The following is a 25,261-nucleotide window of genomic DNA, read 5'->3' on the forward strand; positions in this document are numbered from 1 at the left end:
CAACCGGCCACCTGCTGCGCGGGACATTCCAAGTAGAAAAGCCCCGAAAGGGGCTTTCACGTGCAGGCAAACATCAGGCCCTGACGGGCATATCCCGCCACAGCGCCAGCACAAGCAAGGCCAGCAGGGCGACGGGCGGGAACAGACAAAGCAGCACGCACAGGAAGGTGACAAGCCCCGGGTGGCGGCTCTTGCGCCGGGCCAGTCGCCAGGCCACCACGCCGACGACGATCATCAGCAGCAGCATGAAGAGAACAAACAGGTTGGAGTTGATGGTCATGAAAGCTCCTTTTTCATGGCAAAAGGCACACTCTAGCGCCGTTGCGTTCCCGGGCAACTCCCAATCTGGTGGGGCCTCCCCCGGTCGATAGGCATTTTCTATTTCGCCGATAGATGAGAATGGTTTTCATTTAATGTGATTCTGGGTGATACTGCCTTCCTCGCCAGAGGAGACACCACCATGAAAAAGACCATCAGCTTCGCCATCCTGCACTTTTGTGTCGCCTTCACCGTGGCTTACCTGCTGACCGGCGAACTGCTCACCGCCAGCCTGATCGCCCTCATCGAGCCCGCCGTGAACACGGTCGCCTTCTATTTCCACGACCTTGGCTGGCACAAGCTCAAGCCCGACCACAGCCTGCAGGCCAAGACCAGCAGCTTCGCCCTGGTCCACTTCTCGGTGGCCTTCGGTGTCGCCTACCTGCTGAGTGGCGAGCTGCTCACCGGCGGCGTGATGGCACTGATCGAACCTGCCATCAACACCGTCGTCTTCTTCTTCCACGAGCGGCTGTGGCGCAGCCGCCAGACCTTGGCGCTGGCCGGCGTCTGATTGCCATGCAGGGCCGCCCGGCACCCAAAAACACGGGGTGCTCCTGCCTACTTCGGGTGTAAAGTGTGCTCTGGTCACGGGGCATCATGCCCCCTGTTGGAGCCCTGTCGATGAACAAGATCTTGCTTGGAACCCTGCTGTTTTCCCCTCTGCTGGCCACGGCGGCCACCCCGTCCTTCGAGTGCGCCAAGGCGAAAGGCGCCGCCGAAACCCTCATCTGCAAGGATGCCGGACTGGCTGCGCTGGATAACGAGCTGTCAGCCCTCTATCCCAAGGCGATTGCCGGGTTCTCCCCCGAGCAGCAGAAGAGCGAGCGCGCCATCCAGCGCGGCTGGATCAAGGGGCGCAACGACTGCTGGAAGGCGGGCGACCTGCGCCAGTGCGTGGAAGAGAGCTACCAGTTGCGGATCACCGAGTTGCAGATAAAAGGCGGCCAACTGAGGGTGCCGACGCCGATTGATTACCAGTGCGGCAAGAGCCTCACCCTCTCCACCTACTTCTACAACGAGGCCAAGCGGCCCGCCGCCATGATCAATTTGAGCGAGGGGAACGACCAGCAGCAGGTGCTCGCCTATGAGACCCCCAGCGCCAGCGGCGCCCGGTACGAGGGACAAAACCTCACCTTCTGGACCAAGGGGAGCGACGCCATGCTGGAGCGCTACGGTCAGCCCACCCTCAACTGCAGCGAGATCCCGGGCAACTGATCCTCCGCCCGGCCAGAGGCCGGGCAACCACTCCCGTACAGGCAGCAAGTGGGTCACCAGTTGGTGGCCGCTCGCCCCCTTTTACCTATCCCCAACCCCCTCTCGCCAATCCAGCCCGGACGCCAGGCTTTCGGACTGGCCTCCATTTGTTGATCTTGCCCGGCAATTCGCCATTTCCTCCTTTCCCTTCGCTCGCGGGCCGTTAATATAGCCAATTGGCAACACACGCCTCGTCGGAGTCTCCCATGAGCCATGCCAACCACGCCCCTTTGGTCAATCGCAGCAAGCTGGAGGCTGAAATCCAGTGCGGTAGCGTCGCCAAAGGGCACAACCGGTCAGAGGTAAATGACTGATTCAACCATGTCGAGTGGAGTGAATGTATGGAAACGCACACACTGCATCGGGGTCGGCTGATCGACCATCTCCAGCTGGTGGTGAAAGACCTGACCGCTAGCGAGCGCTTTTACAGGGCCATACTGGCCACCCTCGATGTGCCAATCGGCGGCGCGGGTGAGGGTTACTTCTGGGCTGACGAGCTGTTTGTCACATCCATCGACAGCACGGCAGCGCTCGGCGCACTGACCGGTCGCCATCACCTCGCCTTCCAGGCGCAGGACCGCGCCACAGTCGATCGCTTCTATCAGGCAGCGCTGGCCCACGGCGGCCAGGATAACGGCGCCCCCGGCGAGCGGGTCTATCACCCCGGCTATTACGCCGCCTTTGTCCTCGATCCGGACGGCAATAATATCGAAGCAGTTTATCACGGCGAGGCAAAGCGCAGTGCTGAGTCGGTAGAAATTCAGTTTTAAAAAAGGTTGGAAAATCCATGATTGGGATCTCGTCGTAGGACGATAAGTAAATATACCTTACTAGAAAAGATGTACCCATAATTTATTAAACCATATTAACTTTGATAGAGATTATTTATGCCTATTGTATTTGCCATAGTTGCAATAATTATCATGATTTTTATTTTCGGTAACTCCGGGAAAAATTTAATTACAGGATTGATTGCTATAATTGGAGCTTTTCTTATTGGTGCTGTTGGTTTGGCGTTATTGGGCACGGGTATTGGGATCCCAGTCTTCGGTGTTGCAATAATTATATTTCTAATACTAAAAGGAGTATCATCAAAATAAGAGAACCTCGACACCATTTAGAAAGTAAAAAAACAAAAACCTCAGCAAATATCTATAGTGATGCACGGTCATATCCGAGTGTTTCCAAGACAGGCTTGGATTAATATTTATAATTTACATTGATTATTTGAAAATAAAAATGACATTGTAAAGAATGCCTATTGATGCCCATAGGTTAAATTATTAAAGCATGCTCGAACGGGCGACATTTGGGCAGAGCACATGTTTTCTGATAATTATCAGTCGCCCTTTCAACGGTTATTCTTTCGCTGATGGGCTGCCACCCATTTTTATCTTGCCCGGCAATTCGCTACCCCCCCCTTTTCTTTACTCGCGGGCCATTAATATATCCTATTGACAATCCCCCCTCGTCGGAGTATTCCATGAGTCATGCCAACCCACCAGTAGGTTACGCGTAGCAGACTGGAGGCTGAGATCCAGGGTGGTAGCGTCGCCTTTAAGACACACTCTACCATCCTGAAATGATAAAGAAGTCAGGGTGAAGCTTTTTATTGTACAACTCTGGCAATTCATTAAATATCTGCCACTGCTTTCATGTAAATATAAGCAATATGGATATTCAATGAAAAATAATGGGTTACCATAAAGCACAAATACAAAAATACACTCATATCGCCTACCTTTTGGCTTGGCTTATTCTGATGTTAAATAACTAGAGAATATTTTATGTTAGTTATAAAAGAACAAATCCTTGGGGGAACGCTCCAAGACAGACAAGGTGAGAAATTAAGTTATAAATTTCTAAATGATTTTTGTGATAAATATAAAGGCTGCCGCATACCAATGAACCAGCATCATGACATTTTAAAAAAAACAGTCGGCCATATCGAGAACTTAAAATTAATACAGCATCCAAGTATATCAGATGAATGGCAATTAATTGGTGACATATATTTGAACGAGGGTGATGTTGAGGATGCTATTGGTGGATTTAGTATTTCAGGCATAGAACCTCTCATTGAAATTGAAAACCCTAATACATTGTTGTATTTACCATATCCACTATACAATGACAAAATATTAATAGAGGAACTTTCATTATCCAATACACTCAATATTGGCAAGTGGATAAAAAAGAACAACACCCCTGAGCTAATAGCCATATTTGCCCCTGCAATATTATTCATTCTATCTCCAGCTTGGGAGCATACATACAACAAGATAATTGCACCAAAAATAGATGACTTCATTGAGAAGCAATGGCCAAAACTAAAGAAAGAAAATCTAGGTTTACAGCATGCTCAGTTAATTGACTACCAAAATAGTGAAATTGAAATTAGATTTATTGGTGAAAAAGGAAAGGAAGAAATTTGTTATTCACCAAAAGCAATAAAAATAGCGATAAAAAAGGTTCAAGCTGAATTGCCAAATTTAACCGCTCAGCGTGAAAATGTAATAAGAGTTGTAATGTATTTCGACTCTAAAATACAAGAATACTCTATTCATAGAGTTGAGTACATTGATGGTTCTGTTGAACATATGGTCTAACAAAGAATTCTCTAAAATACGCGAATCAAGCAGCACATAGGTGCCGGATAATTATCAGGCGTCCTTCCAACGATCATTCTACCGCGATCGTCTGATTACGCTTCACTAATCAGACCTACAAATAGAGATATTCCCCCCTCCTTCAGGATCGGAAAATCCCCTGAGGGAACCCCTTTCGGCCACCTAGGGCCCTGTCTGGTTAGACAGAATCACTATAAATGGAACTTATGGGTTTTCCGATGATGACCACATTTTCTCTTATAGTGGCGATCACCAGTCCATTCACGCCCGTTCTGACCCCATCAGGGGTCAGCGCGGCCATTTCCCGCCCCGGCCCGAAGGGCGGGCGAAACCCCGTCGAGGGCAAGGCCCTCGCATTCTATGGGGCAAAGTCACATCCAGAGCGCGGTTGCGCAATTAACTGCCCCTGCGCCGCGCCAAGGGCCCCCCCTCCCCCCTGGGGATGTAATCCCCCCTGCCACTGGCCTATAGTGAGCCCCTACTCGAACAACCTTTGCGAGCAGCACCATGTATATCGGCGAATTTGCCCGGCTGGCGGGCACCACCCCAAAGGCAGTCCGCCTCTACGAGCAGCTCGGGCTGCTGCCCGAGCCCAGGCGGCGCGGCAAGTATCGCGTCTACCGGGCCGAGGATCTGGAGTGGGTCGGCTTTATCCGCGAGGCCCAGCGGCTTGGCTGCAAGCTCGGGGAGCTGGTTCCCCTGCTCGCGGGCGTCACCAGCCTCGATCACTTCCCCTGGCAGAAGGTGGAGCAGCTTATCGCGGACAAGCTGGCGCAGATCGAGGCGGAGGTCGCCCGGCTGCAACGCCAGCATCAGGGCTTGAGCCAGTGCGCCACGCTGCTGGCGCAGCACCCCTGCCGCTATGGCGCCCCGGCGCGGCAATCCCCCGACGGGCGGGATCATCCCGCCGCCGCGGATCGGAGGCAAAAGGTGGCTTGACTCTGTCCCATGGGACAAGGGGTGTAATGGGGGCTCACTTCAAGGAGCCATACCATGACCCCCAACCTGCTTGTTCTCAACGGCAACCCCAAACCCGACAGCCTCTGCCACGCCCTCGCCCGGGAGTATGCCCGCAGTGCCGAGCAAGGGGGCGCGCGCGTCACCCTGCATCACGTGGGGGAGCTCGCCTTCGCGCCGGATCTTCACCATGGCTATGACGAGGTGCAGCCCCTCGAGCCCGATCTGCAGGCGGTGCAGCAGAGCCTGACGCAAGCCCACCATCTGGTGATCGTCGCCCCCGTCTGGTGGGGCCACCTGCCAGCCCGGCTCAAGGGGCTGCTGGATCGCACCCTGCTGCCGGGTTTCGCCTTTCGCTACCAGCCGGGGAAGGCGCACCCGGAGCAGTTGCTCGCCGGCAAGACGGCGCGCCTGCTGCTCACCATGGACAGCCCCCCCTGGTATTATCGCTGGTGGCAGGGAGCCCCCCTGGAGCGCACCCTGGACAAGCCGGTGCTGGGGCTGTGCGGTATCCGACTGACCCACCGCCAGCATCTGGGGCCCGTCCACACCTCGGATGAGGGGGCCCGCCAGCGCTGGCTCAGCCAGGCCGGGGCCGCCGCCCGCCAGGATGTGCAGCGGCTGGGCAGGCGCCCCGCCTAATCCCTGCCATGGGCATGTTTTGCCCATTAAAAAGCCCCGCAGTTGCGGGGCTTTTGTCGTCGAGGCGGGGGTTATTTTGCCGCGATGGCGTCTGCCATGGGGCTCTGGAACTCCTGCTCGGCTTCTGCGAAGCGATCCTGCATGGCCTTGGAGGGGGCCTTGTCCAGCAGGCTGAACAGCACGATGGCCAGGGTGGCAAACAGGAAGCCCGGGATGATTTCGTACAGACCCAGCCAGCCGAACTGCTTCCAGATGATGACGGTCAGGGCACCGACCAGCATGCCCGCCAGGGCGCCGTTGCGGGTCATGCGGGACCAGAGCACGGAGAGCAGCACCACGGGGCCGAAGGCGGCACCGAAACCGGCCCAGGCGTAGCTCACCAGCCCCAGCACCCGGTTTTCCGGGTTGGTGGCGACGGCGATGGCCACCAGGGCGATCAGCAGCACCATGGCGCGGCCGACCCACACCAGCTCTTTCTGGGAGGCGTTCTTGCGCAGGAAGGGCTTGTAGAGATCCTCGGTGATGGCGCTGGAGCAGACCAGCAGCTGGCAACTGAGGGTACTCATGACCGCCGCCAGGATGGCGGAGAGCAGCACGCCGGCAATCCAGGGGTTGAACAGGATCTTGGAGAGCTCGATGAAGACGCGCTCCGGGTTGGCGGTCACGCCACCCGCCTGCCCGGTGAAGGTGGAGAAGTAGGCCAGGCCGAAGAAACCGATGGCCACGGCGCCACCCAGGCACAGCACCATCCAGGTCATGCTGATGCGACGGGCGCTGGCCATGGAGTGGTGGGAGTCCGCCGCCATGAAGCGCGCCAGGATGTGGGGCTGGCCGAAGTAGCCCAGGCCCCAGGCCATCAGAGAGATGATGGCGATGAAGTCCAGGTTCTTGAACATGTCGAGGTTGCTGGCGTTCTGCGCCGCCACCTGCACCATGGCGGTGTCGATGCCGCCCACGGCGATGATGACGAACACAGGAGTCAGGATGAGGGCGAAGATCATCAGGGTCGCCTGCACGGTGTCGGTCCAGCTCACCGCGAGGAAGCCGCCGAAGAAGGTGTAGGTGATGGTGGCCGCGGCACCGATCCAGAGGGCGGTGTCATAGCTCATGCCGAAGGTGCTCTCGAACAGGCGGGCACCGGCCACCACGCCGGAGGCGCAGTAGATGGTGAAGAACAGCAGGATCACCAGGGCGGAGAGGATGCGCAGCACCCGGCTCTTGTCTTCGAAGCGGTAGGTGAAGTAGTCCGGCAGGGTCAGGGCATTGCGGTTCTTCTCGGTGTGAACCCGCAGCCGACCGGCCACCCAGCGCCAGTTGAAGTAGGCGCCGATGATGAGGCCGATGGCGATCCAGCTCTCGGAGATGCCGCCGATGAAGACGGCGCCAGGCAGGCCCATCAGGAGCCAGCCACTCATGTCGGAGGCACCGGCGGAGAGGGCGGTCACCCAGCTCCCCATCCGGCGGCCGCCGAGAATGTAGTCGTCAAAGTTACGGGTGGCGCGATAGGCGATGAAGCCGATCAACACCATCCCGAGGATGTACACCAGAAAGGTGATGAGCATGGGGGTGCTAGCTGTCATTCAAAACTCCGTTATGTGACGTCTGTGCCCGTTCTTGCGACGGACTCTTCCTTAAAAAAACCGGCCTAGAGTAATCAGCAGATCGCCGGACCACAACCACTTTTAACAAATAAAAAACACATGAAAAACGTTTAACACCTAACCAAGCAACCACTCAATTGCAATAAGGCCGGATTTTATCCCGACCTGCCAAGGGTTTACCCTGATGATCCCCTCCCCCGCGCCATAAAAAAGCCCCGACAGTGGCCGGGGCTCGGAATACCGACGGGCGGGATCAGCGGTTGATGGCGATGGGCATGCCGCTGCGCTGCTCCAGGGCCTGCTTGACCAGCTGGGAGTCGCTGTCCGCGTGGGCGATGAAGCGGGTCACGGCGGTGGACATGGGCAGCGGGGCCGGCAGGCTGGAGTTGAACTCCTCCTGGTTGCGGGAGAGAGGCTGGTGCACTTCCAGGTAGCGGCGGCCATCCGGCTCGACAGAGGCCTTGATGGGCTGGTTCACGAACTGGACGCGGGTACCGACCGGGACCTGCTTGAACAGGTACTCGATGTCGTCGTTGCGCAGACGCACGCAGCCGTGGCTCACCCGCAGGCCGATGCCGAACTGGGCGTTGGTGCCGTGGATGGCATACATCTTGCCGATGTAGAGCGCGAACAGCCCCATGGGGTTGTCCGGACCGGCCGGCCAGACCGCAGGCAGGGTCTCGCCACGGGCGGCGTACTCGGCGTGCATCTTCGCGGTCGGGGTCCAGGTCGGGCCCGCCTTCTTGCGCTGCACGCTGGTCACCCAGTCTTCCGGGGTGTCGGTGCCGAGCTGGCCGATGCCAATCGGCAGCACTTCCACCACCTTCTTGCCTTTGGGGTAGTAGTAGAGGCGCATCTCGGCGACGTTCAGCACGATGCCTTCACGGGGGGCATCCGGCAGGATCAGCTGATGGGGCACGACCAGCTTCTCGCCCGCCTGCAGCAGCAGGGGGTCCGCCTTGGGGTTGGCTTCCAGCATGTTGGTCAAGCCGAGCTGGAATCTGGCCGCTGCCGCTTCCAGGGGTTGGCCCGCCTCTTCCGGGGACACCACGTAGTCCAGGTTCTCCCCCACCAGGCGGCTGTTGGCTGCGGGCAGGGCATATTCGATGGCGAGGGCGGGCATGGCGGCCAGGATCAGGGAGCAGCACAGTGCGGCCGCCGTGTTGTGGAGGAGCTTCATAACTTTCCTGTGATAAAGGGGGTGGTTCAGCACTCTGGCCAGCGCGGAGGCGACGGGCGCGCCCGGGGCGAAGAGAAGGCCGCCATTTTTCTCCTCTGCCATGCAAATTTCAACCGCCACGTGCTGACGGGTCGGTGATTAAATACGGTGCCGCGCTGCGCCACGGCACCTTGTCATAAGCGGGATCAGCCGTTTTTCCAACTGTGCATGTCATAACCGGTTGGCGACTGATGCAAACGCAGATGGAATTGCTCAATTATCGCAAATATGTGGTCGAAAATATCAGCCTGTATCCCTTCATACTCGGCCCAGGCGGTGGTCGCCGTGAAGCAGTAGATCTCCAGCGGCAGGCCGTCCGTGGTCGGTGCCAACTGGCGCACCATCAGGGTCATGTCCTTGCGAATGCCCGCATGGGCCCGCAGGTAGGCGTCCAGATAGGCGCGCAGGGTGCCGAGGTTGGTGAGGTGGCGACCGTTGATGGGGCAGCTGATGGCATCGCTGAGCTGCTGGTTGTAGCTGCTGAGCTCCTGCTCCTTGCGGCTGAGGTAGGGCGCCAGCAACCTGGCCTGCTTGAGCTGCAACTGCTCCTGCGAGGTGAGGAAGCGCACGCTGGTCATGTCGATGTTGACGCTGCGCTTGATGCGGCGCCCGCCGGATTCGGTCATCCCCTGCCAGTTCTTGAAGGAGTCGGAGATGAGGGCATAGGTAGGGATGGTAGTGATGGTCTTGTCCCAGTTCGACACCTTGACCGTGGTGAGGCCGATGTCGGTCACCTCGCCGTCCGCCCCGTACTTGTCCATCTGCAGCCAGTCACCGACGCTCAGCATGCGGTTGGCGGAGAGCTGGATACCCGCCACCAGGCCGAGGATGGGGTCCTTGAACACCAGCATCAGGACCGCGGTCATGGCCCCCAGGCCGCTGAACAGGAAGAGGGGCGACTTGCCAAGCAGCAGGGCGATCATCAGGATGCCCACCAGGATGCTGGCCACCAGTTTCACCCCCTGGAAGATGCCGCGCAGGGGCAGATCCCGCCCAAGCCGGGTATGGCGGCTCAGGGAGAGCAGGCAGTCGAGCAGGGCGAACAGGGCCAGCAGCAGGAACAGCAGGATCCAGAGCTGGGCCAGCAACTCGATTAGCGCCAGGCTCTCGGACGCTTTGGGCAGCCAGATCTCCGCCTGACCGAGCAGCACGGCGCCCTGGAACACGAAGGCGAGCCGGTAGAAGAGGCGTTGCTGCAACTGGGGCGGCAGCCACATCTGCTTGGTCTTGCCAAGCAGCCCCACCAGGCGCACCAGCAGGATGCGGTGCAGCACCAGGTGCAGCACCATGGCGGTCAGCACGATGAACCCCAGGGCGATCACCAGGGCCATCATGGGGGTCACATCGACCCCCAGACCTGACAACCAGTTGAAAAACATCTCTTTCATCGTTACCTCCGCAATATCACACAGCGGTCAGGGTACGCATCTGGTCCCCCATGTCAAATGACAGGCCGATCACTATTGCCGAAACGACAACGCCCGGCAGGGGCCGGGCGTTGTCATCACCAGAGGGTGCCTTAGCCGACCAGGCTCAGGGCATCACGGGCGATCACCAGCTCTTCGTTGGTGGGCATCACCAGGGCCAGACGGCTGCCTTCGACGGTGATGGGGCCTTCACCGCCCAGCACGGCGGCGTTGTTCGCCTCCTTGTCGATCTTGAAGCCGAGCAGGGCCAGTCGGGCCAGCACCATCTCGCGCACCATGGCGGCGTTCTCGCCGATGCCGCCGGTGAACACCAGAGCGTCCAGGCGACCATCCATGGCGGCAGCATAGGCACCGACGTACTTGGCAACGCGATAGGTGAAGACATCCAGCGCGCGCTTGGCACCGGCGTCGGTGGCGTAGTTGCCGGTGACGTAGCGGCAGTCGCTGCTCTCCTCGGTCATGCCCAGCAGGCCGGATTCGCGGGTCAGCACCTGGTTGATCTTGTCCACGCTGTAACCCAGGTTGTCGTGCATGAAGAAGACGATGGCAGGGTCGATGTCACCGGAGCGGGTGCCCATCGCCAGCCCTTCCAGCGGGGTCAGCCCCATGGAGGTGTCGACGGACTCGCCGTTCTTGATGGCGCAGACGGAGGCACCGTTGCCCAGGTGGCAGTTGATGATGTTGAGCTCATGGAGCGGTTTGCCCAGCGCCTTGGCGGTCTCTTCGGCGATGAAGCGGTGGGAGGTGCCGTGGGCGCCGTAACGACGGATGCCGTTCTCGCGATAGAGCTTGTAGGGCAGCGCGTAGAGGTAGGCTTCCTCTGGCAGGGTCTGGTGGAAGGCGGTGTCGAACACGGCCACGTTCTTGTCGGCCAGGGCCGGGAACACCTTGAGGGCGGCACGGATGCCGATGAGGTGCGCCGGGTTGTGCAGGGGGGCAAACGGAATGGCGGCTTCGATGCCGGCGATCACGCCCTCATCGATGCGCACGGAGCGGGAGAACTGCTCGCCGCCGTGCACGATGCGATGGCCGATGGCGACCAACTGATCGGCCAGGGCGGGATCCTGGGGCAGGATGTGGCCCACGATGTGGTCGAGGGCTTCCTGGTGCGCGGCACCGGCGCCCAGCATGGCGTCGCCCTTGACCCCGTGGAGTTTCCATTTGATACGTGCGTCATCCAGATTGAAGCATTCGGCCAGGCCGGACAGCATGTCCTCGCCCGTTTCAGCGTCCATTACGGCAAATTTCAGGGAAGAGCTACCGCAGTTAAGGATCAATACCAACTTGCTCATGTTCTACATCTTCCTGTGCTTCGGCTTTACGCCGACAGTGTCGTGTCATCCAGCGATGGATGGGATTCCCCTGCCGGGGGCTTATGGTCGCAGGAGGGTGCGTCCAATTTTTCAAATCGTTGGGCGCAGACCGTTCGTCTGGCTCGCGCGTCGAATCAGCGATTCGCAACGGGCCTCTGTTGGCCCAATCACTCGGGACTCCAGGCCCCGGTTGCCACTCAGGCGCCGGTCAGCAGCGACTGGTGAACCTTGACGACCAGCTTCTTGACCGGACCTGGGGTCGTCAGGGTACAGAGGGGGCGATGCAGTTCTCCCGGCCAGAAGATGGCGAAGTCGCCGGGCTGCAACGCCAGATAACTGGTCTGCTCGTCATCGACGAACCAGAGATCGGGGTGAGGATGATCGGCACCGTCCCGGCTGTAGGCGTGAGGGCCCACGCCGATCCACTCCTCGCCGCGCAGCAGCAGCTGGATGTCCAGATACTGCTCATGAAACTCGCCCCGGCGATCCGCCACCGGCTCTGTCAGATCCTCGCTCACCAGGCAGAACAGCATGAGGCCGTCGACCTCCTGCTTGCCGAGGGGGGCGTGCAGCCAGCGTTCAACGCTTTGCACCACCTCGGCCACGATACGGTTCAGGGGGGCGGGCAAGGGGGTGCGTTGCAAGGTATCCAGACTGCCGGTGATCATGAGGTTCGCATCCTTAGATATATCTGTGGTCTATCTTTGTGCACCAATGAAAAAGGACCATTGAAGGTCCTTTTATCGTCTCGTCTGCCATCCGTGCAGACGGGGGCGCTGTCGCTTCCTAGCCGATGGCGCCGAGTCACTGTTGCATACTCGTCCGCCCCTGCCAAGAGATACTCGCCCATTCACCCGATGATCGTACCAGTTGAAACAATATTATTCACTACCCAATCTCCCCCGACTTTGACCAGACGCAAAAACGGGAGCATCTGCTCCCGTTTTTTTCGCATCACCCGGTGATAACCGGTGCCATTCAAGCCTTGCCGGCGTTCTCCACCGGCTTGGCGTACATGGCGCGCCAGATGGCCTTGTGCTCTTGTGGCACCTCGGACTGGCGAGTCAGGAAGGCACTCTGCTCTATGGTGCTGGCCTTGCCGGGCACATCCGCCGCGAGGTAGTTGCCCGGGAAGAGGCGATAGCTGCTCCAGATCGCCTTGTCGATGAGCGCCGCCAACTCGTCCGGATCGCTGAAGCCCTCGGTGATGGGGGCGCCGAAGGAGACATGTACCCGCCCCTTCTGGCCGACGATGCCCGCGACGATACTCTCGATGTCCTCGAACTCGCCCTTCTCGTAGCTGCCGTTGACCGACTTCTCGTAGAGCTCGCGCGCCTTGGCCTTGTCGGTAGGATCCAGCTCGTAGCTGATGCTCACCGGCACGATGTTGAGGCTGCGCATGTAGTCGACGAAGTCGATCTTCTGCTTCTTGCCGTCCACGTAGAACATCTTGAGGATGGCCGGATCCGTCTTGTCATCCCCGTCCTTGGCGCGCCCCTCCTTCTGGGCGATCCAGATGGAGTGCCCCTCGTGCACCGACTGGCCGATGTAGGCCGACAGCTCGCCGAGGGCCTTCATCATCTCCCGCGGTCCCTTGGCAGAGCGCTTGACGATGAAGCTCTTGTTGAGCTTCATCAGCTCGGTGGCGCAGGGCTTGCGCAGCAGGTTGTCGCCGATGGCGATGCGCACGGTATCGAACCCGTGGGTGTGCAGCCCCCAGTTGACGAACGCCGGATCCATGGCGATGTCCCTGTGGTTGGAGACGAACAGGTAGCCCTGCTCCTTCTTGAGGTGTTCGAGTCCGGAGAAGCTCACTCCCTGGGTGGAGGTGGCGATCATCCGGGTCATGTAGCGGGTCACCCCCATCTGTACCTGATGGATGGTGCTCACCTTGGCCCACTTGTGGCGCAGGAACTGGCGGATCAGCGGGCGAATGGCCCAACCCAGCCAGCTCATCAGGGAACCGAAGCGGTATTTGGCGATGGCGCCGATAAACTCGTCATCCTGGATCAGCCGCTCGATGGCAGCCGGTACTTCTTCATCGCGATAGGGGCGAATGTCCGCGAATCTATCTACTTCTGTCACAATGTCTGCCTTGCATGTATGGAGTCGCGGCCTGCGTCTGCTGGCCGGGAAAATTCAGGGCGCAATTTTACACGCTTTTATCCCCAGGGGTATGAGAGGCGTACAGATAGTGCGATCTTGCAGTGAAAAAGCGATGGCGGTCACCCGCCAGCCCCCCCTTTCGACAACGGCTGCGCTAGCCAGCGGGGTTGATGAGCGCGGTGAGGACGTGGTCCTCCCAGCGGCCGTTGATCATCAGATAGTCCCGAGCGTACCCCTCCTGCTCGAACCCCAGCCGTTCGAGGAGCGCGCCGCTTCGCAGGTTCGCGGGCATGTAGCTGGCCATGATGCGATGCAGGCGCCGCTCCCGGAACAGGTGATCGATGCCGGCGGCCACCACCTCCTGCATCAGGCCCTGCCCCTCATGCTCCTTGTCGATGGCATAGCCCAGGTGGCACGCCTTGAACATGCCCATCACAATGTTCGTGAAATTGCAGGTGGCGAGCACCCGCTCCCCCCTGGGATCGAGCGCCACCAGTTGCACGGCACTGCCCTCGAAATAGTGGCCGTAACCGTCGCGCAAGCGGGTCTGCCAGTGGGCGAGGGTGTAGAAGCTCTCCTCCCGCCTGGGCTCCCAGGGGGCCAAGTGGGCGCGATTGCGCAGATAGAAATCCACCATCAGGCAGGCCCGCTCCGGGGTCAGCACGGTCAGCCGGGTGCGAGGGGTGGCAATGTGGGGCAACGTCGTCATCTCACACTCCGGAGGTTGGAAGCAGACAGGAAGGTCATCAGAGATCCCTCAGCCTCAGCCACTCGTCCCGCAGCAGGCCGTAGTGCACATGATCCACCACCCTGTCCGCCAGCCGCTCCGCCCGCCGGGTGATCCCCTCCTGGGTCATTCCCAGCCGCTCGCACACGGCCCGGCTCGCCTCGTTCTCGAGGGCGGCGCTGATCTCTACCTTCTCCATCCCCATCTCCTCGAAGGCGTGATGGATCAAGGCCTGGCAGGCCCGGGTGATAATGCCGTGCCCCTGCCAGCGCTCCGCCAGCCAGTAGCCGATGGTCACCTTGCCGAGATCCTGATCGATCTGGTTGTAACCGATGACGCCGACCACCTCCCCCTGATACTCGATGGCCGTGGTCAGCCCCTCCCCCCGGGCAAACTTCTCGATGGCGTGGCGAATGAAGGTGGCGCTGTCGGCGGGCTGCTGGATGTGGGGCACCCAGGGCAGCCACTGGGAGAGGTAATCGCGGTTGCGCTGGCAGAGGCGAAACAGCTCGCTGGCCATGTCGGGTTGCAGGAACAGGAGCGCCAGCTCGTCATCCAGTTGCCATGAAAACATCGCCACTCCTCCCCGGTTCCGCTCCGGCCATCTGCCGTCATGGGAGCCAATGTAGTCAATCAATCCCTTGTTTGCCAAGGACTTTTCAACCGGCTTCCCCGCTGGCAACCCCCATATGGCGATCCCCATGCGGGCACCTTGATCCCAAGGTCATCAATCACCCCTCACAGCGGTTCAACATGCTGCCATTACCAGTATTTGTGGATGATTGACGCTGTAAAAGTGAATCGTGCTACCTGTTTTCGCTGCCCTGTGACAAATGACAGGCCGTTATTTTCCCCCTTCCCACTAGTGTAAGAGCGCCGGGCAACGGACCCGGCGTGTAATCTTCATCGACTAAGGAAAGACGAGATGAACAAAGTCTATTTGGCCGTCATGCTGGCCTGCTGGGGAAGCGCCGCCATGGCGGCAGAACAGGTGGAAGTGAACCAGGTCTCCGACCTGACAGCTGCGGTGAGCGGCGCCGCCAAGATTGGCGCCCTTGGCGCCGGGGATGGCGAGTTTCGCAAGGTGCGGGCGGTGACGCTGCCCAATGGCCAGCAGCGGATACGCTATGAGCAGACCTGGCAGGGGATTCCGGTGTGGGGCCAGGTTCTGGTGGCCGATCAGGCGCTGGGGGGCCAGGTCAATCAGGTGTCCGGCACCATGCTGCGCAAGATCGATGCCGACCTGACGGGCCCGGCCGTAGCCCTCTCCGCCAGCGACGCCGCACGCCAGGCTCGCAGCGGTGCCAAGGGGAGCAACGAACAGGTCAAGCTGTTCGTGATGCAGGATGAGACCGGCCAGGCCAGACTGGTCTATCTGGTCTCCTGGCTCGCCGCCAGCAAGGAACCGAGCCGCCCCTTCGTGATGATCGACGCCCAGACCGGCAGCGAGCTCAAACGCTGGGAGGGGATCAACCACAAGGACGCCACCGGCCCGGGGGGCAACGTCAAGACCGGCAAGTATTTCTACGGCGCCGACTTTGGCCCCCTGCAGGTGGATGACAACTGCCGCATGACGGGGACCAACGTGGACACCCTCAACATGAATCACGGCACCACGGGGGGCACCATCCACCAGTTCACCTGCCCGGAGAACACGGTCAAGGAGATCAACGGTGCTTACTCTCCTCTCAACGATGCCCACTACTTCGGCAACGTGGTGTTCGACATGTACCGCAACTGGTACAACACGGCGCCGCTGAGCTTCAAGCTCAAGATGCGGGTGCACTACAGCCGCAACTACGAGAACGCCTTCTGGGACGGCAGCCAGATGACCTTCGGCGACGGGGCCACCACCTTCTATCCACTGGTAAGCCTGGATGTGGCAGCCCACGAGGTGAGCCATGGCTTCACCGAGCAGAACTCAGGGCTGGTCTACTCCGGTCAGTCTGGCGGCATCAACGAGGCCTTCTCCGACATGGCGGGGGAAGCGGCCGAATACTACATGAAGGGCAGCAACGACTGGCTGGTGGGGGCCCAGATCTTCAAGGGCAACGGCTCCTTGCGCTACTTCGAGGACCCGGCCCGGGACGGCAAGTCCATCGGCCACGCCAGCGATTACTATGACGGCATCGACGTGCACCACAGTTCCGGGGTCTACAACCGCGCCTTCTACCTGCTGGCCAACACCAGCGGCTGGCAAACCCGCAAGGCGTTCGAGGTGTTCGTGCTGGCCAACCGCCTCTACTGGGGCCCCAACACCACCTTCGATCAGGGGGCGTGCGGGGTGACCAGGGCCGCCACGGATCTCGGCTACAGCGTGAGCGACGTGGCAGCCGCCTTCACCGCCGTCGGGGTCAATGCCACCTGCGGCGGCACCACGCCCCAACCGGGCAGCGTGCTGCAAAACGGGGTACCGGTGAGCAATCTCACCGCCGCCAAGGGGGGCAAGCTGAACTTCACCGTCGAGGTGCCCGCCGGCAGAAGCCAGCTGGTGGTGACCAGCAGCGGCGGCAGCGGGGATGCGGATCTCTACGTGAAGTTCGGCAGCGCGCCGACCGCCAGCAGCTATGACTGCCGCCCCTACAAGAGCGGCAATGCCGAAACCTGTACCCTGAACGCCCCCAAGGCGGGGACCTGGCACGTGCAGCTGAGCGGGTTCAGCGCCTTCTCCGGCGTCACCCTCAAGGCCAGCTACTGAGTCTGAGCGGGCATCAAGGGGAATAAGCGAAGAGCGCCGGCCTGGTCCGGCGCTTTTTTATGTCCGCTTGCCCGACCAGCGCCGGGCAAGGGTACGGGCCGCCTCCAGCACCCGCTCCTTGGCGGGATTGGGGCGCTTGCCGCTGCGCCAGGCCATCATCACGTCCCAGTGATCCGGTGGCAGATCCACCACGTCCAGCTTCACCAGGCGACCGAACTCCAGATCCCGGGTGATGGCGAGCGCCGGCATCAGGGTGATGAAGCCGTGCTCCAGCGCCAGCTCCCGCGCCGCACTCGCTGGCTGGATGGCGTGCAGCGGGCTCGCCACCTGGCGCAGCAAACGCAACTGCAGGATCAGCTCGTCGCAGCCCGTCCCCCACTGCTGGGGCGCCAGCCGCTCGTTGGCAATGTCCTGCAGGGTCAGCCCTTGCCGCCCGGCCAGCGGGTGGGTGGCGCAGGCCACGGCGATGATCGGGGAACGGTAAAGCAGTTCGAGCTGGATGCCCGCGATGGCAGGGCACTTGAGAATGAAGCCCACGTCGGTCTCGCCGGTCAGCAACTCCTGCATGATGATGCCAGAGTGATCCGTGTTGCAGCGGATCTCGAAGGTCTCGTCCACCAGGGCCAGCAGCAGGGGGCCGAACACCGCCGTGGTCAGGGAGGGGAGGCAGGAGAGCCGGATCCGCGGCAATGCAGGCGCCCCCTGCATCGCCAGCCGCCCCCCTTCCAGTGCGCTCAGGGCCGCAGTCGCGGCAGGCAGAAACTGCTCGCAGGCCGGGGTCGGGGTGGCCCCCCGACGATGGCGACGGAACAGGGACTGGCCCAGCTCCTGCTCCAGCACGGCAATGCGCTGGCTCACCATGGGTTGTGACCAGCCGCGAATGGCGGCCACCTTGCTGAAGCTGCCACGGTTGGCCACATCCAGCAGCAGTTGCAAATCGTCGAGGGTCATAGCCATAACCAAATCCAATATGAAATATAGCCAGTTGTCGGCTACCACTATATCTGGAGCCCCACCAGAATAGCAGCATCAATCGTCATGAACCGGCTGAACGCCACCGAGCCAAGGAGTTGTCATCCCCCTTGGCTCTGTTTGGTGACGGCGCCGTTCGGGCAAGAAAGACAACAATATCAGCGAAGCAAACAGAGGTATCAGGGTCATGGTGGATCGGGCGAGGCGGTTGGGGCGGTGGTTCTTGGCATTGGATTCCCTGCTGGTGATCCTGGGCTTCTTCGTGGTGATGCCCATGATCAGCCTGCGCTTCGTCGACCAACTGGGCTGGGCCGCAGGTGTGGTCGGACTGGCACTGGGGCTGCGTCAGCTTACCCAGCAAGGGCTGGGGGTCTTTGGCGGCTCCCTCGCCGACAAGTTCGGGGCGCGCCCCCTCATCGTCTGCGGCATGCTGCTGCGGGCGCTGGGGTTTGCCAGCCTGGCCTATGCCCAGAGCGGATTGGAACTGATCCTCTCCTGCATCATCTCGGGGCTGGGTGGCTGCCTGTTCGATCCCCCCCGCGCCGCCCTGGTGATCAAGTTCACCCGGCCACGGGAGCGGGGTCGCTACATCTCCCTGCTGATGATGCTGGAGAGCGCCGGCGCCGTGGTGGGAGCCCTGCTCGGCAGCTGGCTGCTCAACTTCGATTTTGAATATGTCTGCCTGCTGGGTGCCGGCCTGTTCGTCTGCGCCGCCCTGTGCAACCTGCTGATCCTGCCCCCCTACAAGCTTTCGGTGCGTCCGACGCCGATCCGGGACGGCCTCGGCCAGGTGCTGGCGGACAAGGCCTTCTGCCGACTGGTGCTGATCTTAAGCGGCTACTACGCGCTCTGGGTGCAGGTCATGCTGATCTTCCCCATTCTCGTCAAACAGATGGCAGGCAGCACCACGGCGGTGGGCTGGATGTACACCCTGGAGACGGCCATCTCCCTGGCCCTGCTCTACCCCCTTGCCCGGTTCGGCGAGCGCCACTTCAAGCTGGAGAACCGCCTGATGGCGGGGGTGCTGCTGATGACCACGGGGATCGGGCTGGTGGCCTTTGCCACCACCTTGCCCGCCGTCTTCCTGCTGCTCGCCTGCTTCTATCTCGGCATCGTCATCGCCGAGCCGGCGCGGGAAACCCTGATGACCAAGCTGGCACAACCGGGGGCGCGGGGCAGCTACATGGGCTTCAGCCGACTGGGGCTGGCGCTGGGGGGCATGACGGGTTACGTGGGGGGCGGCGCCCTGCACGACTACGCCATGGCCCAGGGGCAACCCTGGTTGCCCTGGCTGGTGCTCGGCACCGTCGGTGTCACCACCTTGCTGCTGCTGGCCAACTGCTTCCAGCGCGGCTCCCGCCTGGCAGGGGTCAACGCCTGATCCTCTGGTAATCATCCCGTCTACCCCGGGCGCCCNGCCCTCCCCCCTCGTCTGCGCCCATCCACCCAAAAATCCCCCATAAAAAAAAGCGGCAGATTGCTCTGCCGCTTTTGCCCAGCCCGCTTGGCTGTTACTTGTTGATATCCAACATGTTGTTTTGCAACATGAAGTCGATCACCTGGTTGGCAGTCGTCCCTGAACCGCCCGTCAGAGTGTCGAAGGTGTGGTTCATCAGCACTATCTCCTGGGTCACCGGCGCGGCACTGCTCTCCTTGACTTGCAGATGCACCCCTTCGCTGTCCTGGAACACCGAGAGCAGGCTCTTCAAGGAGCTCTCGCTCTTGCTGCCATCGCTGTCGAGCAAATCGCTCAGATCCAGCTTGTCCCCTTCCGACTTGCTGAAATCGACGATGTAGTCCTTGGCCACCTTGCCAGCCTCGGTATCCCCCTTCAGCCAGGTGAAGGTATCGGCACCTGCATCCCCCATGAGGATGTCGTTGCCGGCCCCCCCGATCAGGATGTCGTTGCCCAGCCCGCCACTCAATATGTCGTTGCCGGTACCGCCATAGAGGGTGTCGTTGCCACTGCCACCATAGAGGCGATCGTTGCCACTCTCCCCATAGAGGGTGTCGTTGCCGCTACCACCGAACAGGGTGTCGTTGCCTGCACCGCCGTACAGGAAGTCATCACCCCCCTGACCGAACAGGATGTCATTGCCATCACCGCCGAGGAGGGTGTCACCCTTGTCATTGGTCGACGACTGATCGAACTCGCTGGCGTGATCCGTGATGTAGGCGTGCACCTGGGCATCGGTCACCGACCCGGCCCCCAGCTTGCCGCTCACATACTGCTTGATGGCCGCATACCCTTCCCCGCTGATGCCGGTGAAGCGTACCGCGTCGCCAAACAGGATGTCGTCGCCCGCACCGCCATCCAGCCTGTCAACGCCGGGCAGGTTGCTGACCGGCGTCCCCAGAATGGCATTGGCGAGATCGGAGGCAGACACATTGGACTGTACGACCTTGTCGCTATCAAACAGCTTGAGAATATCGCTCGATACCCCGCTGCCGATCCCGATGGCCGCCAGCACCACATTGTTTGCCTCCAGCAGCGGCAGCACATTCAATGCGTTGTCCCGTGCCGTGCTGTTGGTCGACCCCGAGGTGTAACTGGTTGAGATCTCGAAGGTCCCATCCCCTTGCGCCTTGATCTTGCCGATGTTCTGGGAGCCCCAGTTACCATTTACGTTCTGTGACCACTGCTTGACGTTGCCGCTGGCATCCACAATCACCCGCTGGGTGCCCCCGATATTGGCGTAGAAAGCCGTACCCGGTACGTAGTTGTTGACGTTGACAAAGGTATCCAGACCTTCCTGGGTCTTGGTGTTCACCACCGGATTGATCTCTTCGTTGTAGAAGTAGGAGTTCGGAGCCCCATCGGTGATGAAATAGGCCTGATTCTTCGCATTGGTGTTGTTCTTGGCCAGGTCGCTGTTGAACCAGTTGGAGGTGACCTTGAGCGGATCCTCGTAGTTGGTCAGCCCCGAGGTACCATCCATGCTGGTCAGTACATCACCCAGCAGCTTCAACGCATTGGGATCTTTGAGATCCACGCTGACGGAACGATTGACCTGAGTATCAAAATCGATCAGGAAGACGTTGACCTTGCCCGCCGCCTCCTTGCCCGCACTCGCCTGGAGCTCTTTGAATACCTGGGTCAGTTGATCCCGGATGGTCTTCATCGCCGACGAACCGATACTGCTCGAGGTGTCGATCATGAAGGCGAGGTTGTAGTTCTGGCCCGGCAGCATCACGCTGCCATCCAGATCCCCCACCACGATATTGTGCTCGCTGCCATAGGTCCGGTTCTGGTCCCCCGGCTCCCCTTCGGTGGCGTTGAAGTAGCTCAGGCGGATGCTGTCGTCATCGGTCGCGGTACTGGTCAGATCGGTCCCGACCTCCTTGGCGATGACATCGACCTTGAGATTGACCAGGCCCGCCTTGTCACCCGGTACCCGCAGAGTCAGGCCGCTCAGGTTCAGATCCAGTGCATTGCTGCTCCACAGCTTGTCCGACGCGGTGAAGGTCAGCTTGCCATCGTCCCCGACGGTACCCAGCAACTGGCTGCCCTTGTAGAGCTCGGAGCCTTTGGGCATGCCGCTCAGCACCAGGCTGTCAAACACCTCGCTGCCATCCCTGTCGGTGAGGGAGGCCGTCAGCTCGACCGGGTAATCCACCTTGGTCGGCGGAACCAGGGTCAGCTCACCCGTGGTCTGGTTGATCTGGTAAATGCCGTCTGCGAACTGGACATATTCCATGTCGTGCAGGGCCTTGGTCACCCCGACGCCTCGCTCGGACACGACGAAGTCGAACCACTTGTCGTTGTTCGAATAACCCTCGCCCTTCTTGATGGAGTAGTCGGCACGATTGCCGGGCAGCACGGCGATATCCGTGCCAGTCCCGCCATAGAGGCCGTCATTGCCAAGACCGGAGACCAGGATGTCGTTGCCTTCACCGCCATAGAGGGAATCGCCCTGGATGGCATCGCTGCCCACCAGAATGTCATTCCCCTGGTTGCCGACCAGGCTGTCGCCACCACCCTTCTGGCTCACGATGTAGTCGTTGCCGCTGGTGCCATTGACCTGATCCTGCCCAGAAGAGCTATCGGTCAGGGTCTTGGTGATCCCGAGGGCCCCCTTGTCGAAGTTGCCGGACTGGAACTGGCCCGTGGTGATCCCCGCGCTCGGGAAGCTCAGGTTGTAAAGGGGAATACCGTTGCCCACCAGACTCAGGTTGACGGTCGGCTTGTCGGCCACCGCCGCCACGTCGATCACCAGCTTGCTGCCGTTGCTGAGGTTGGCACCGTCGCTTATCTGATAGCCGATGCTGGCATAGTCGCCCTTCATGTTGCCGACCACGGCGCCGTTGCCGTTGGCGGCATGGGTGCTCGATTCGTTCAGACCGGGCACGAAGCGCAGATGGCCTGCGTTCACCTCTGCATAGGAGATGAGGGATCCGGTTTGCACCGCAACCCACTGCCCAGCCGCATTGAGGTATTCGAGGGTACCGTTCAGCGGCAGGGTGTTGATCTGCACCCCGAGATCGGTCGCGTCCTGATCGTCGCTGGCACCGAACTGGGCCCAGGTCAGGACCTGGGGCTGATCTTCGGCACCGGCGCTGTGGCCGCCAGCCGCCGTCGGCGCCCGATCATTGTCCACTATGGTACCGGTCCCGCTCTGACCACCGATGGTCACTGAGAGGGTCTCGTTCGTCTCGACCAGACGATCGTTCACCGTCGGGATGGTCACCGTGAAGTCTGTCACGCCCGCCGGTACCGTGATCTTGCCGGTGGTGCTGTTGTAGGTCACGCCGTTGCTGAACTGGGCATTGCCCCAGTCCTGGTTGGAGGCGGGGTTGTTGCCCGATCCGCGAATGGCGAAATCGTATTCGGTCGCTTCCTGGGTCGCATCGGACAAGGTGACCTTGTGCAACAGGTTGCCCCCTTCAGTCACGCTCTCGCTGGAGACACCCTGAACCAGCGGCGTGAAGAGAGGCTTGGTGGCGAAGGAGCCAATGCTGGCGTCACCGTCACCATCCACCACCCGGATCTGGAAGTCGATGTCACCATCACCCAGGGGTTTGGACATGCGCTGGTACTGGAAGAACTCCCACTTGCCGGTGGCTGGCGTGAACTCCAGCTTGAAGACGAGGTTGCCGCCCGCATCCTTCCCGAGCAGGGTATTGGCCCCGCTGGCGGTGATGGCGATGGCTGAGCCGGAAGCCGTCCGCAGACCATTCTCGAAGGTCGCCGGGTCCAGCACCAGCCCGATGGAGCCCTTGCCGTCCGCCCCCCACTGCGGGGTCACGGTGCCGGAACCATAGGCGATGGCCTGCGCCGTGTTGGCACCGAGGAACTCGATGCTCTGTACGGTGAAGTCGCTGTTGTCGGAGGTATTGGTGTTGCCGTTGTTGGTCGCCTTGATCACCATGGTATCGAAGCCACCCTGCTGCACCTGGAAGTTCTGGTTGAACTCCCCACCCGATGCGTTGGAGTTGAATACCAGGGTGCTGATCAGCACACCACCGCGATAGAACTCCACGACCCCGCTCTCCAGCTCGCCGCCAAACATCTTGCTGAACTTGATGTTGGCGCCGTAGGCAACCTTGCCCGCATCCAGCCTGACGATCAGCTGCTCGGAGGCGGACGATCCGTCGGCAAAGTGACGGAAGTCAATCTCGTTGGCAAGGTTGTGGTAAGGCGCAGCACCGCTGGCCACCCCCAGCCCCGAGCTGGAGCCGTTGACATCCGCCGTTACCAGTGAGGAATCGGTTGCCGACTTGAAGCCCAGGGCGCTGATGGTAAAGCCCGCCATGTTCAGGGTGCTCTGGTTGCCACTGTACTTGGTCAGGTCGAAGAGCCCGGTCAGCACATTCGGAATATCGGTCTTCACCACGGAAACGGCATCGCTGTTGCCAGCAATGGGGGAGTCGTCCTCGACGCTGACATCCAGCTTGCCCTTGGTGACGCCACTGCCATCGGAGACTTCCACATCCAGCTGGAACGACAGCTTGTCTTCCGAGGTCGTATCCCCGTGGTCGAGGGGGCCCTTGAGGGTCACGTCATAGGTCCACTCTCCCTTGCCGCTGGCATTGGGTGCCGTCAGCTTGACCTCGACCACCGCCTTGTAATCGGCGCCGCCAATCGCCCCCGTGTAGCCGACCAGCGTCTTGCTGCCCGCATCCCAGCTCCACTGGACCTTGGCCCCACCGGACGTCAGCCCGGCCGGTCCGTTCAGGGAGATGCTGAGCGTGCTGCTGTCGATGTCGCCCACCGAGAGGGTACCGGACGCCTTGATGGCATTGGTGGTATCCGGGTTGCCGACCGTGTCGGCAATACCGTTTGCCAGCCCCTCTTCGGAGACGACAGCCCCATTGGAGATGGTCAGCGTCGGCAGATCATTGACCGCATCCACCTTGATGGTCACGGTTGCGGGACTCGCATCCACGGCGCCGTCGTTGTCTACCGCCGCATAGTTGAAGGTGGTGTTGCCGTTCCAGTTCGCATTCGGAGTGAAGGTGAGCTTGCCGGCGTCCGCCACCGCAATGCTCTGATCCACCGTCACAGCCACCCCGTTCAGATAGAGGATGCCGTTGGCAGGCAGGCTCTTGATGGTGAAACTCACCACGTTGCCATCGATGTCGCTGCCACTGAGGGTCGGAATGGCGATGCTGGCGGCATCTTCCTGACCGTTTGCCTGCTTGTTCGCTGTCTCCGGCGCTTCATTCAGGATCTGCGCGTTGTCGCTGCCCGGCAGGGAGACGTTGCCCGCCTTGTCGGTCTGGGTCGCCGTCACCGTCAACGACTTGCCGTTGGCCGGGGTCGTCTCCGTCCAGCTGATGGTGCCATTCTGATAGCCGTAGCTCTTGCCATTGCTTGCCAGCAGGGTGCCATCGGCTTTGAGCGTCAACTGGACAGTGCTGTTCACCCCGCCATTGTTGATGGTCAGCGTCACCTTGCCGCCCGCAACCAGGTCTGCGTGATTGATCCCGGCGCGTACCTGGATCTGATCATTGCCAATCTCGGCCTTGGTCAGCATCTGGTCGTTGTTGGCATCATCCACGATAACCACGGTCGGGGCATTGGGTGCCTGGGTGTCGGTGTCGGCGGTGTCACTGCCGCCGGTCCCCTTGTTGCCCTCCAGGTCGGTGTAGCTGCCGCTGTTCACGGTCACGCTGGCGGTGCCTTCAAAGCCCGGCGTCGGGGTGAAGGTCGCGGTCCAGGTCTTGCCGCCATCGGAGGTGGTCAGCCCGGTCACGGTGCCGCCCACCACGGTCAGATCGCCCAGCTCGAACCCGGTCACCTTCTCGCTGAAGGTGAAGGTNACGTCGCTGGTTTCGCCCACGGTCAGCTGGTCGTCAACAATGTGGACCACCACGCTCGGGGCCAGGGTGTCGATCGCGGTGTCGTCACTGCCGCCAGTGCCCACGTTGCCGTTGAGATCGGTGTAGCTGCCGTC

At 60.7% G+C, this 25,261-nt stretch carries 20 protein-coding genes; 9 read left to right on the top strand and 11 right to left on the bottom strand.

Features of this window, described 5'->3' with window-relative positions; genetic code table 11:
- Positions 1–73: 73 nt before the first annotated feature.
- On the bottom strand, positions 74–280 hold the full coding sequence (locus tag AB5Y89_RS16970; protein WP_368224199.1) for a hypothetical protein: 207 nt from the start codon (positions 278–280) through the stop codon (positions 74–76).
- 180 nt (positions 281–460) lie between these two features.
- On the opposite strand from AB5Y89_RS16970, the gene AB5Y89_RS16975 reads away from it, so the two are divergent.
- From AB5Y89_RS16975 to AB5Y89_RS17005, 7 genes are all read left to right on the top strand, one after another.
- A complete protein-coding gene (locus tag AB5Y89_RS16975; RefSeq protein ID WP_049636592.1) occupies positions 461–829 on the top strand; it encodes a DUF2061 domain-containing protein in 369 nt (122 codons plus the stop codon).
- A 110-nt stretch (positions 830–939) separates the two neighbouring features.
- Complete coding sequence (locus AB5Y89_RS16980; protein ID WP_324030273.1) at positions 940–1,533, top strand: MliC family protein; 594 nt, start codon at positions 940–942, stop codon at positions 1,531–1,533.
- A 380-nt stretch (positions 1,534–1,913) separates the two neighbouring features.
- Positions 1,914–2,342, top strand: a complete 429-nt coding sequence (locus AB5Y89_RS16985) for a VOC family protein (RefSeq protein WP_368224200.1) — start codon at positions 1,914–1,916, stop codon at positions 2,340–2,342.
- A gap of 117 nt (positions 2,343–2,459) precedes the next feature.
- On the top strand, positions 2,460–2,672 hold the full coding sequence (locus AB5Y89_RS16990) for a hypothetical protein (protein ID WP_141651336.1): 213 nt from the start codon (positions 2,460–2,462) through the stop codon (positions 2,670–2,672).
- A 687-nt stretch (positions 2,673–3,359) separates the two neighbouring features.
- A complete protein-coding gene (locus AB5Y89_RS16995) occupies positions 3,360–4,181 on the top strand; it encodes a hypothetical protein (RefSeq protein WP_324037383.1) in 822 nt (273 codons plus the stop codon).
- A gap of 528 nt (positions 4,182–4,709) precedes the next feature.
- Positions 4,710–5,141 (top strand): MerR family transcriptional regulator, encoded by a 432-nt coding sequence (locus tag AB5Y89_RS17000; RefSeq protein WP_368224201.1) that lies wholly within the window; start codon positions 4,710–4,712, stop codon positions 5,139–5,141.
- A gap of 54 nt (positions 5,142–5,195) precedes the next feature.
- Positions 5,196–5,801 (top strand): NAD(P)H-dependent oxidoreductase, encoded by a 606-nt coding sequence (locus AB5Y89_RS17005; protein ID WP_104452327.1) that lies wholly within the window; start codon positions 5,196–5,198, stop codon positions 5,799–5,801.
- A gap of 71 nt (positions 5,802–5,872) precedes the next feature.
- Here AB5Y89_RS17005 and putP read toward each other — a convergent pair whose 3' ends face one another.
- The 8 genes from putP to AB5Y89_RS17045 all read right to left on the bottom strand — a co-directional run bounded on the left by putP (position 5,873) and on the right by AB5Y89_RS17045 (position 14,768).
- Positions 5,873–7,381: a sodium/proline symporter PutP gene (gene putP / locus AB5Y89_RS17010; protein WP_113979141.1), complete on the bottom strand. Its 1,509-nt coding sequence runs from the start codon at positions 7,379–7,381 to the stop codon at positions 5,873–5,875.
- A gap of 274 nt (positions 7,382–7,655) precedes the next feature.
- Positions 7,656–8,582, bottom strand: a complete 927-nt coding sequence (locus AB5Y89_RS17015) for a L,D-transpeptidase family protein (RefSeq protein WP_010675523.1) — start codon at positions 8,580–8,582, stop codon at positions 7,656–7,658.
- Between the two features lie 185 nt (positions 8,583–8,767).
- Complete coding sequence (locus AB5Y89_RS17020) at positions 8,768–10,009, bottom strand: mechanosensitive ion channel family protein (RefSeq protein WP_010675524.1); 1,242 nt, start codon at positions 10,007–10,009, stop codon at positions 8,768–8,770.
- Positions 10,010–10,140: 131 nt separating this feature from the next.
- Positions 10,141–11,340: an acetate kinase gene (locus AB5Y89_RS17025; protein ID WP_041215759.1), complete on the bottom strand. Its 1,200-nt coding sequence runs from the start codon at positions 11,338–11,340 to the stop codon at positions 10,141–10,143.
- Positions 11,341–11,558: 218 nt separating this feature from the next.
- A complete protein-coding gene (locus tag AB5Y89_RS17030; protein WP_043156325.1) occupies positions 11,559–12,029 on the bottom strand; it encodes a YhcH/YjgK/YiaL family protein in 471 nt (156 codons plus the stop codon).
- A 310-nt stretch (positions 12,030–12,339) separates the two neighbouring features.
- The gene (locus tag AB5Y89_RS17035) at positions 12,340–13,446 is read right to left on the bottom strand and encodes a 1-acyl-sn-glycerol-3-phosphate acyltransferase (protein ID WP_368224202.1); all 1,107 of its coding nucleotides are present in this window, start codon (positions 13,444–13,446) and stop codon (positions 12,340–12,342) included.
- Between the two features lie 175 nt (positions 13,447–13,621).
- Complete coding sequence (rimJ, locus tag AB5Y89_RS17040) at positions 13,622–14,176, bottom strand: ribosomal protein S5-alanine N-acetyltransferase (protein WP_319908345.1); 555 nt, start codon at positions 14,174–14,176, stop codon at positions 13,622–13,624.
- 37 nt (positions 14,177–14,213) lie between these two features.
- The gene (locus AB5Y89_RS17045; RefSeq protein ID WP_010675529.1) at positions 14,214–14,768 is read right to left on the bottom strand and encodes a GNAT family N-acetyltransferase; all 555 of its coding nucleotides are present in this window, start codon (positions 14,766–14,768) and stop codon (positions 14,214–14,216) included.
- 351 nt (positions 14,769–15,119) lie between these two features.
- Between AB5Y89_RS17045 and AB5Y89_RS17050 the strand changes: the two genes are divergently transcribed.
- Positions 15,120–16,892: a M4 family metallopeptidase gene (locus tag AB5Y89_RS17050; RefSeq protein ID WP_010675530.1), complete on the top strand. Its 1,773-nt coding sequence runs from the start codon at positions 15,120–15,122 to the stop codon at positions 16,890–16,892.
- 57 nt (positions 16,893–16,949) lie between these two features.
- Here the strand turns inward: AB5Y89_RS17050 and AB5Y89_RS17055 are convergent, their stop codons facing one another.
- Positions 16,950–17,849, bottom strand: a complete 900-nt coding sequence (locus tag AB5Y89_RS17055) for a LysR family transcriptional regulator (RefSeq protein WP_029314793.1) — start codon at positions 17,847–17,849, stop codon at positions 16,950–16,952.
- 202 nt (positions 17,850–18,051) lie between these two features.
- Here AB5Y89_RS17055 and mdtH point away from each other — a divergent pair, with 202 nt between their 5' ends.
- Positions 18,052–19,245 (top strand): multidrug efflux MFS transporter MdtH, encoded by a 1,194-nt coding sequence (gene mdtH, locus AB5Y89_RS17060; RefSeq protein WP_029314794.1) that lies wholly within the window; start codon positions 18,052–18,054, stop codon positions 19,243–19,245.
- A 130-nt stretch (positions 19,246–19,375) separates the two neighbouring features.
- Here mdtH and AB5Y89_RS17065 read toward each other — a convergent pair.
- Positions 19,376–25,261: Ig-like domain-containing protein (locus AB5Y89_RS17065; RefSeq protein ID WP_368224203.1), on the bottom strand; the 5,886-nt coding region annotated here is incomplete at its 5' end.

Source organism: Aeromonas sp. s4 (assembly GCF_040907855.1).
Classification (GTDB): Bacteria; Pseudomonadota; Gammaproteobacteria; order Enterobacterales; family Aeromonadaceae; genus Aeromonas; species Aeromonas caviae.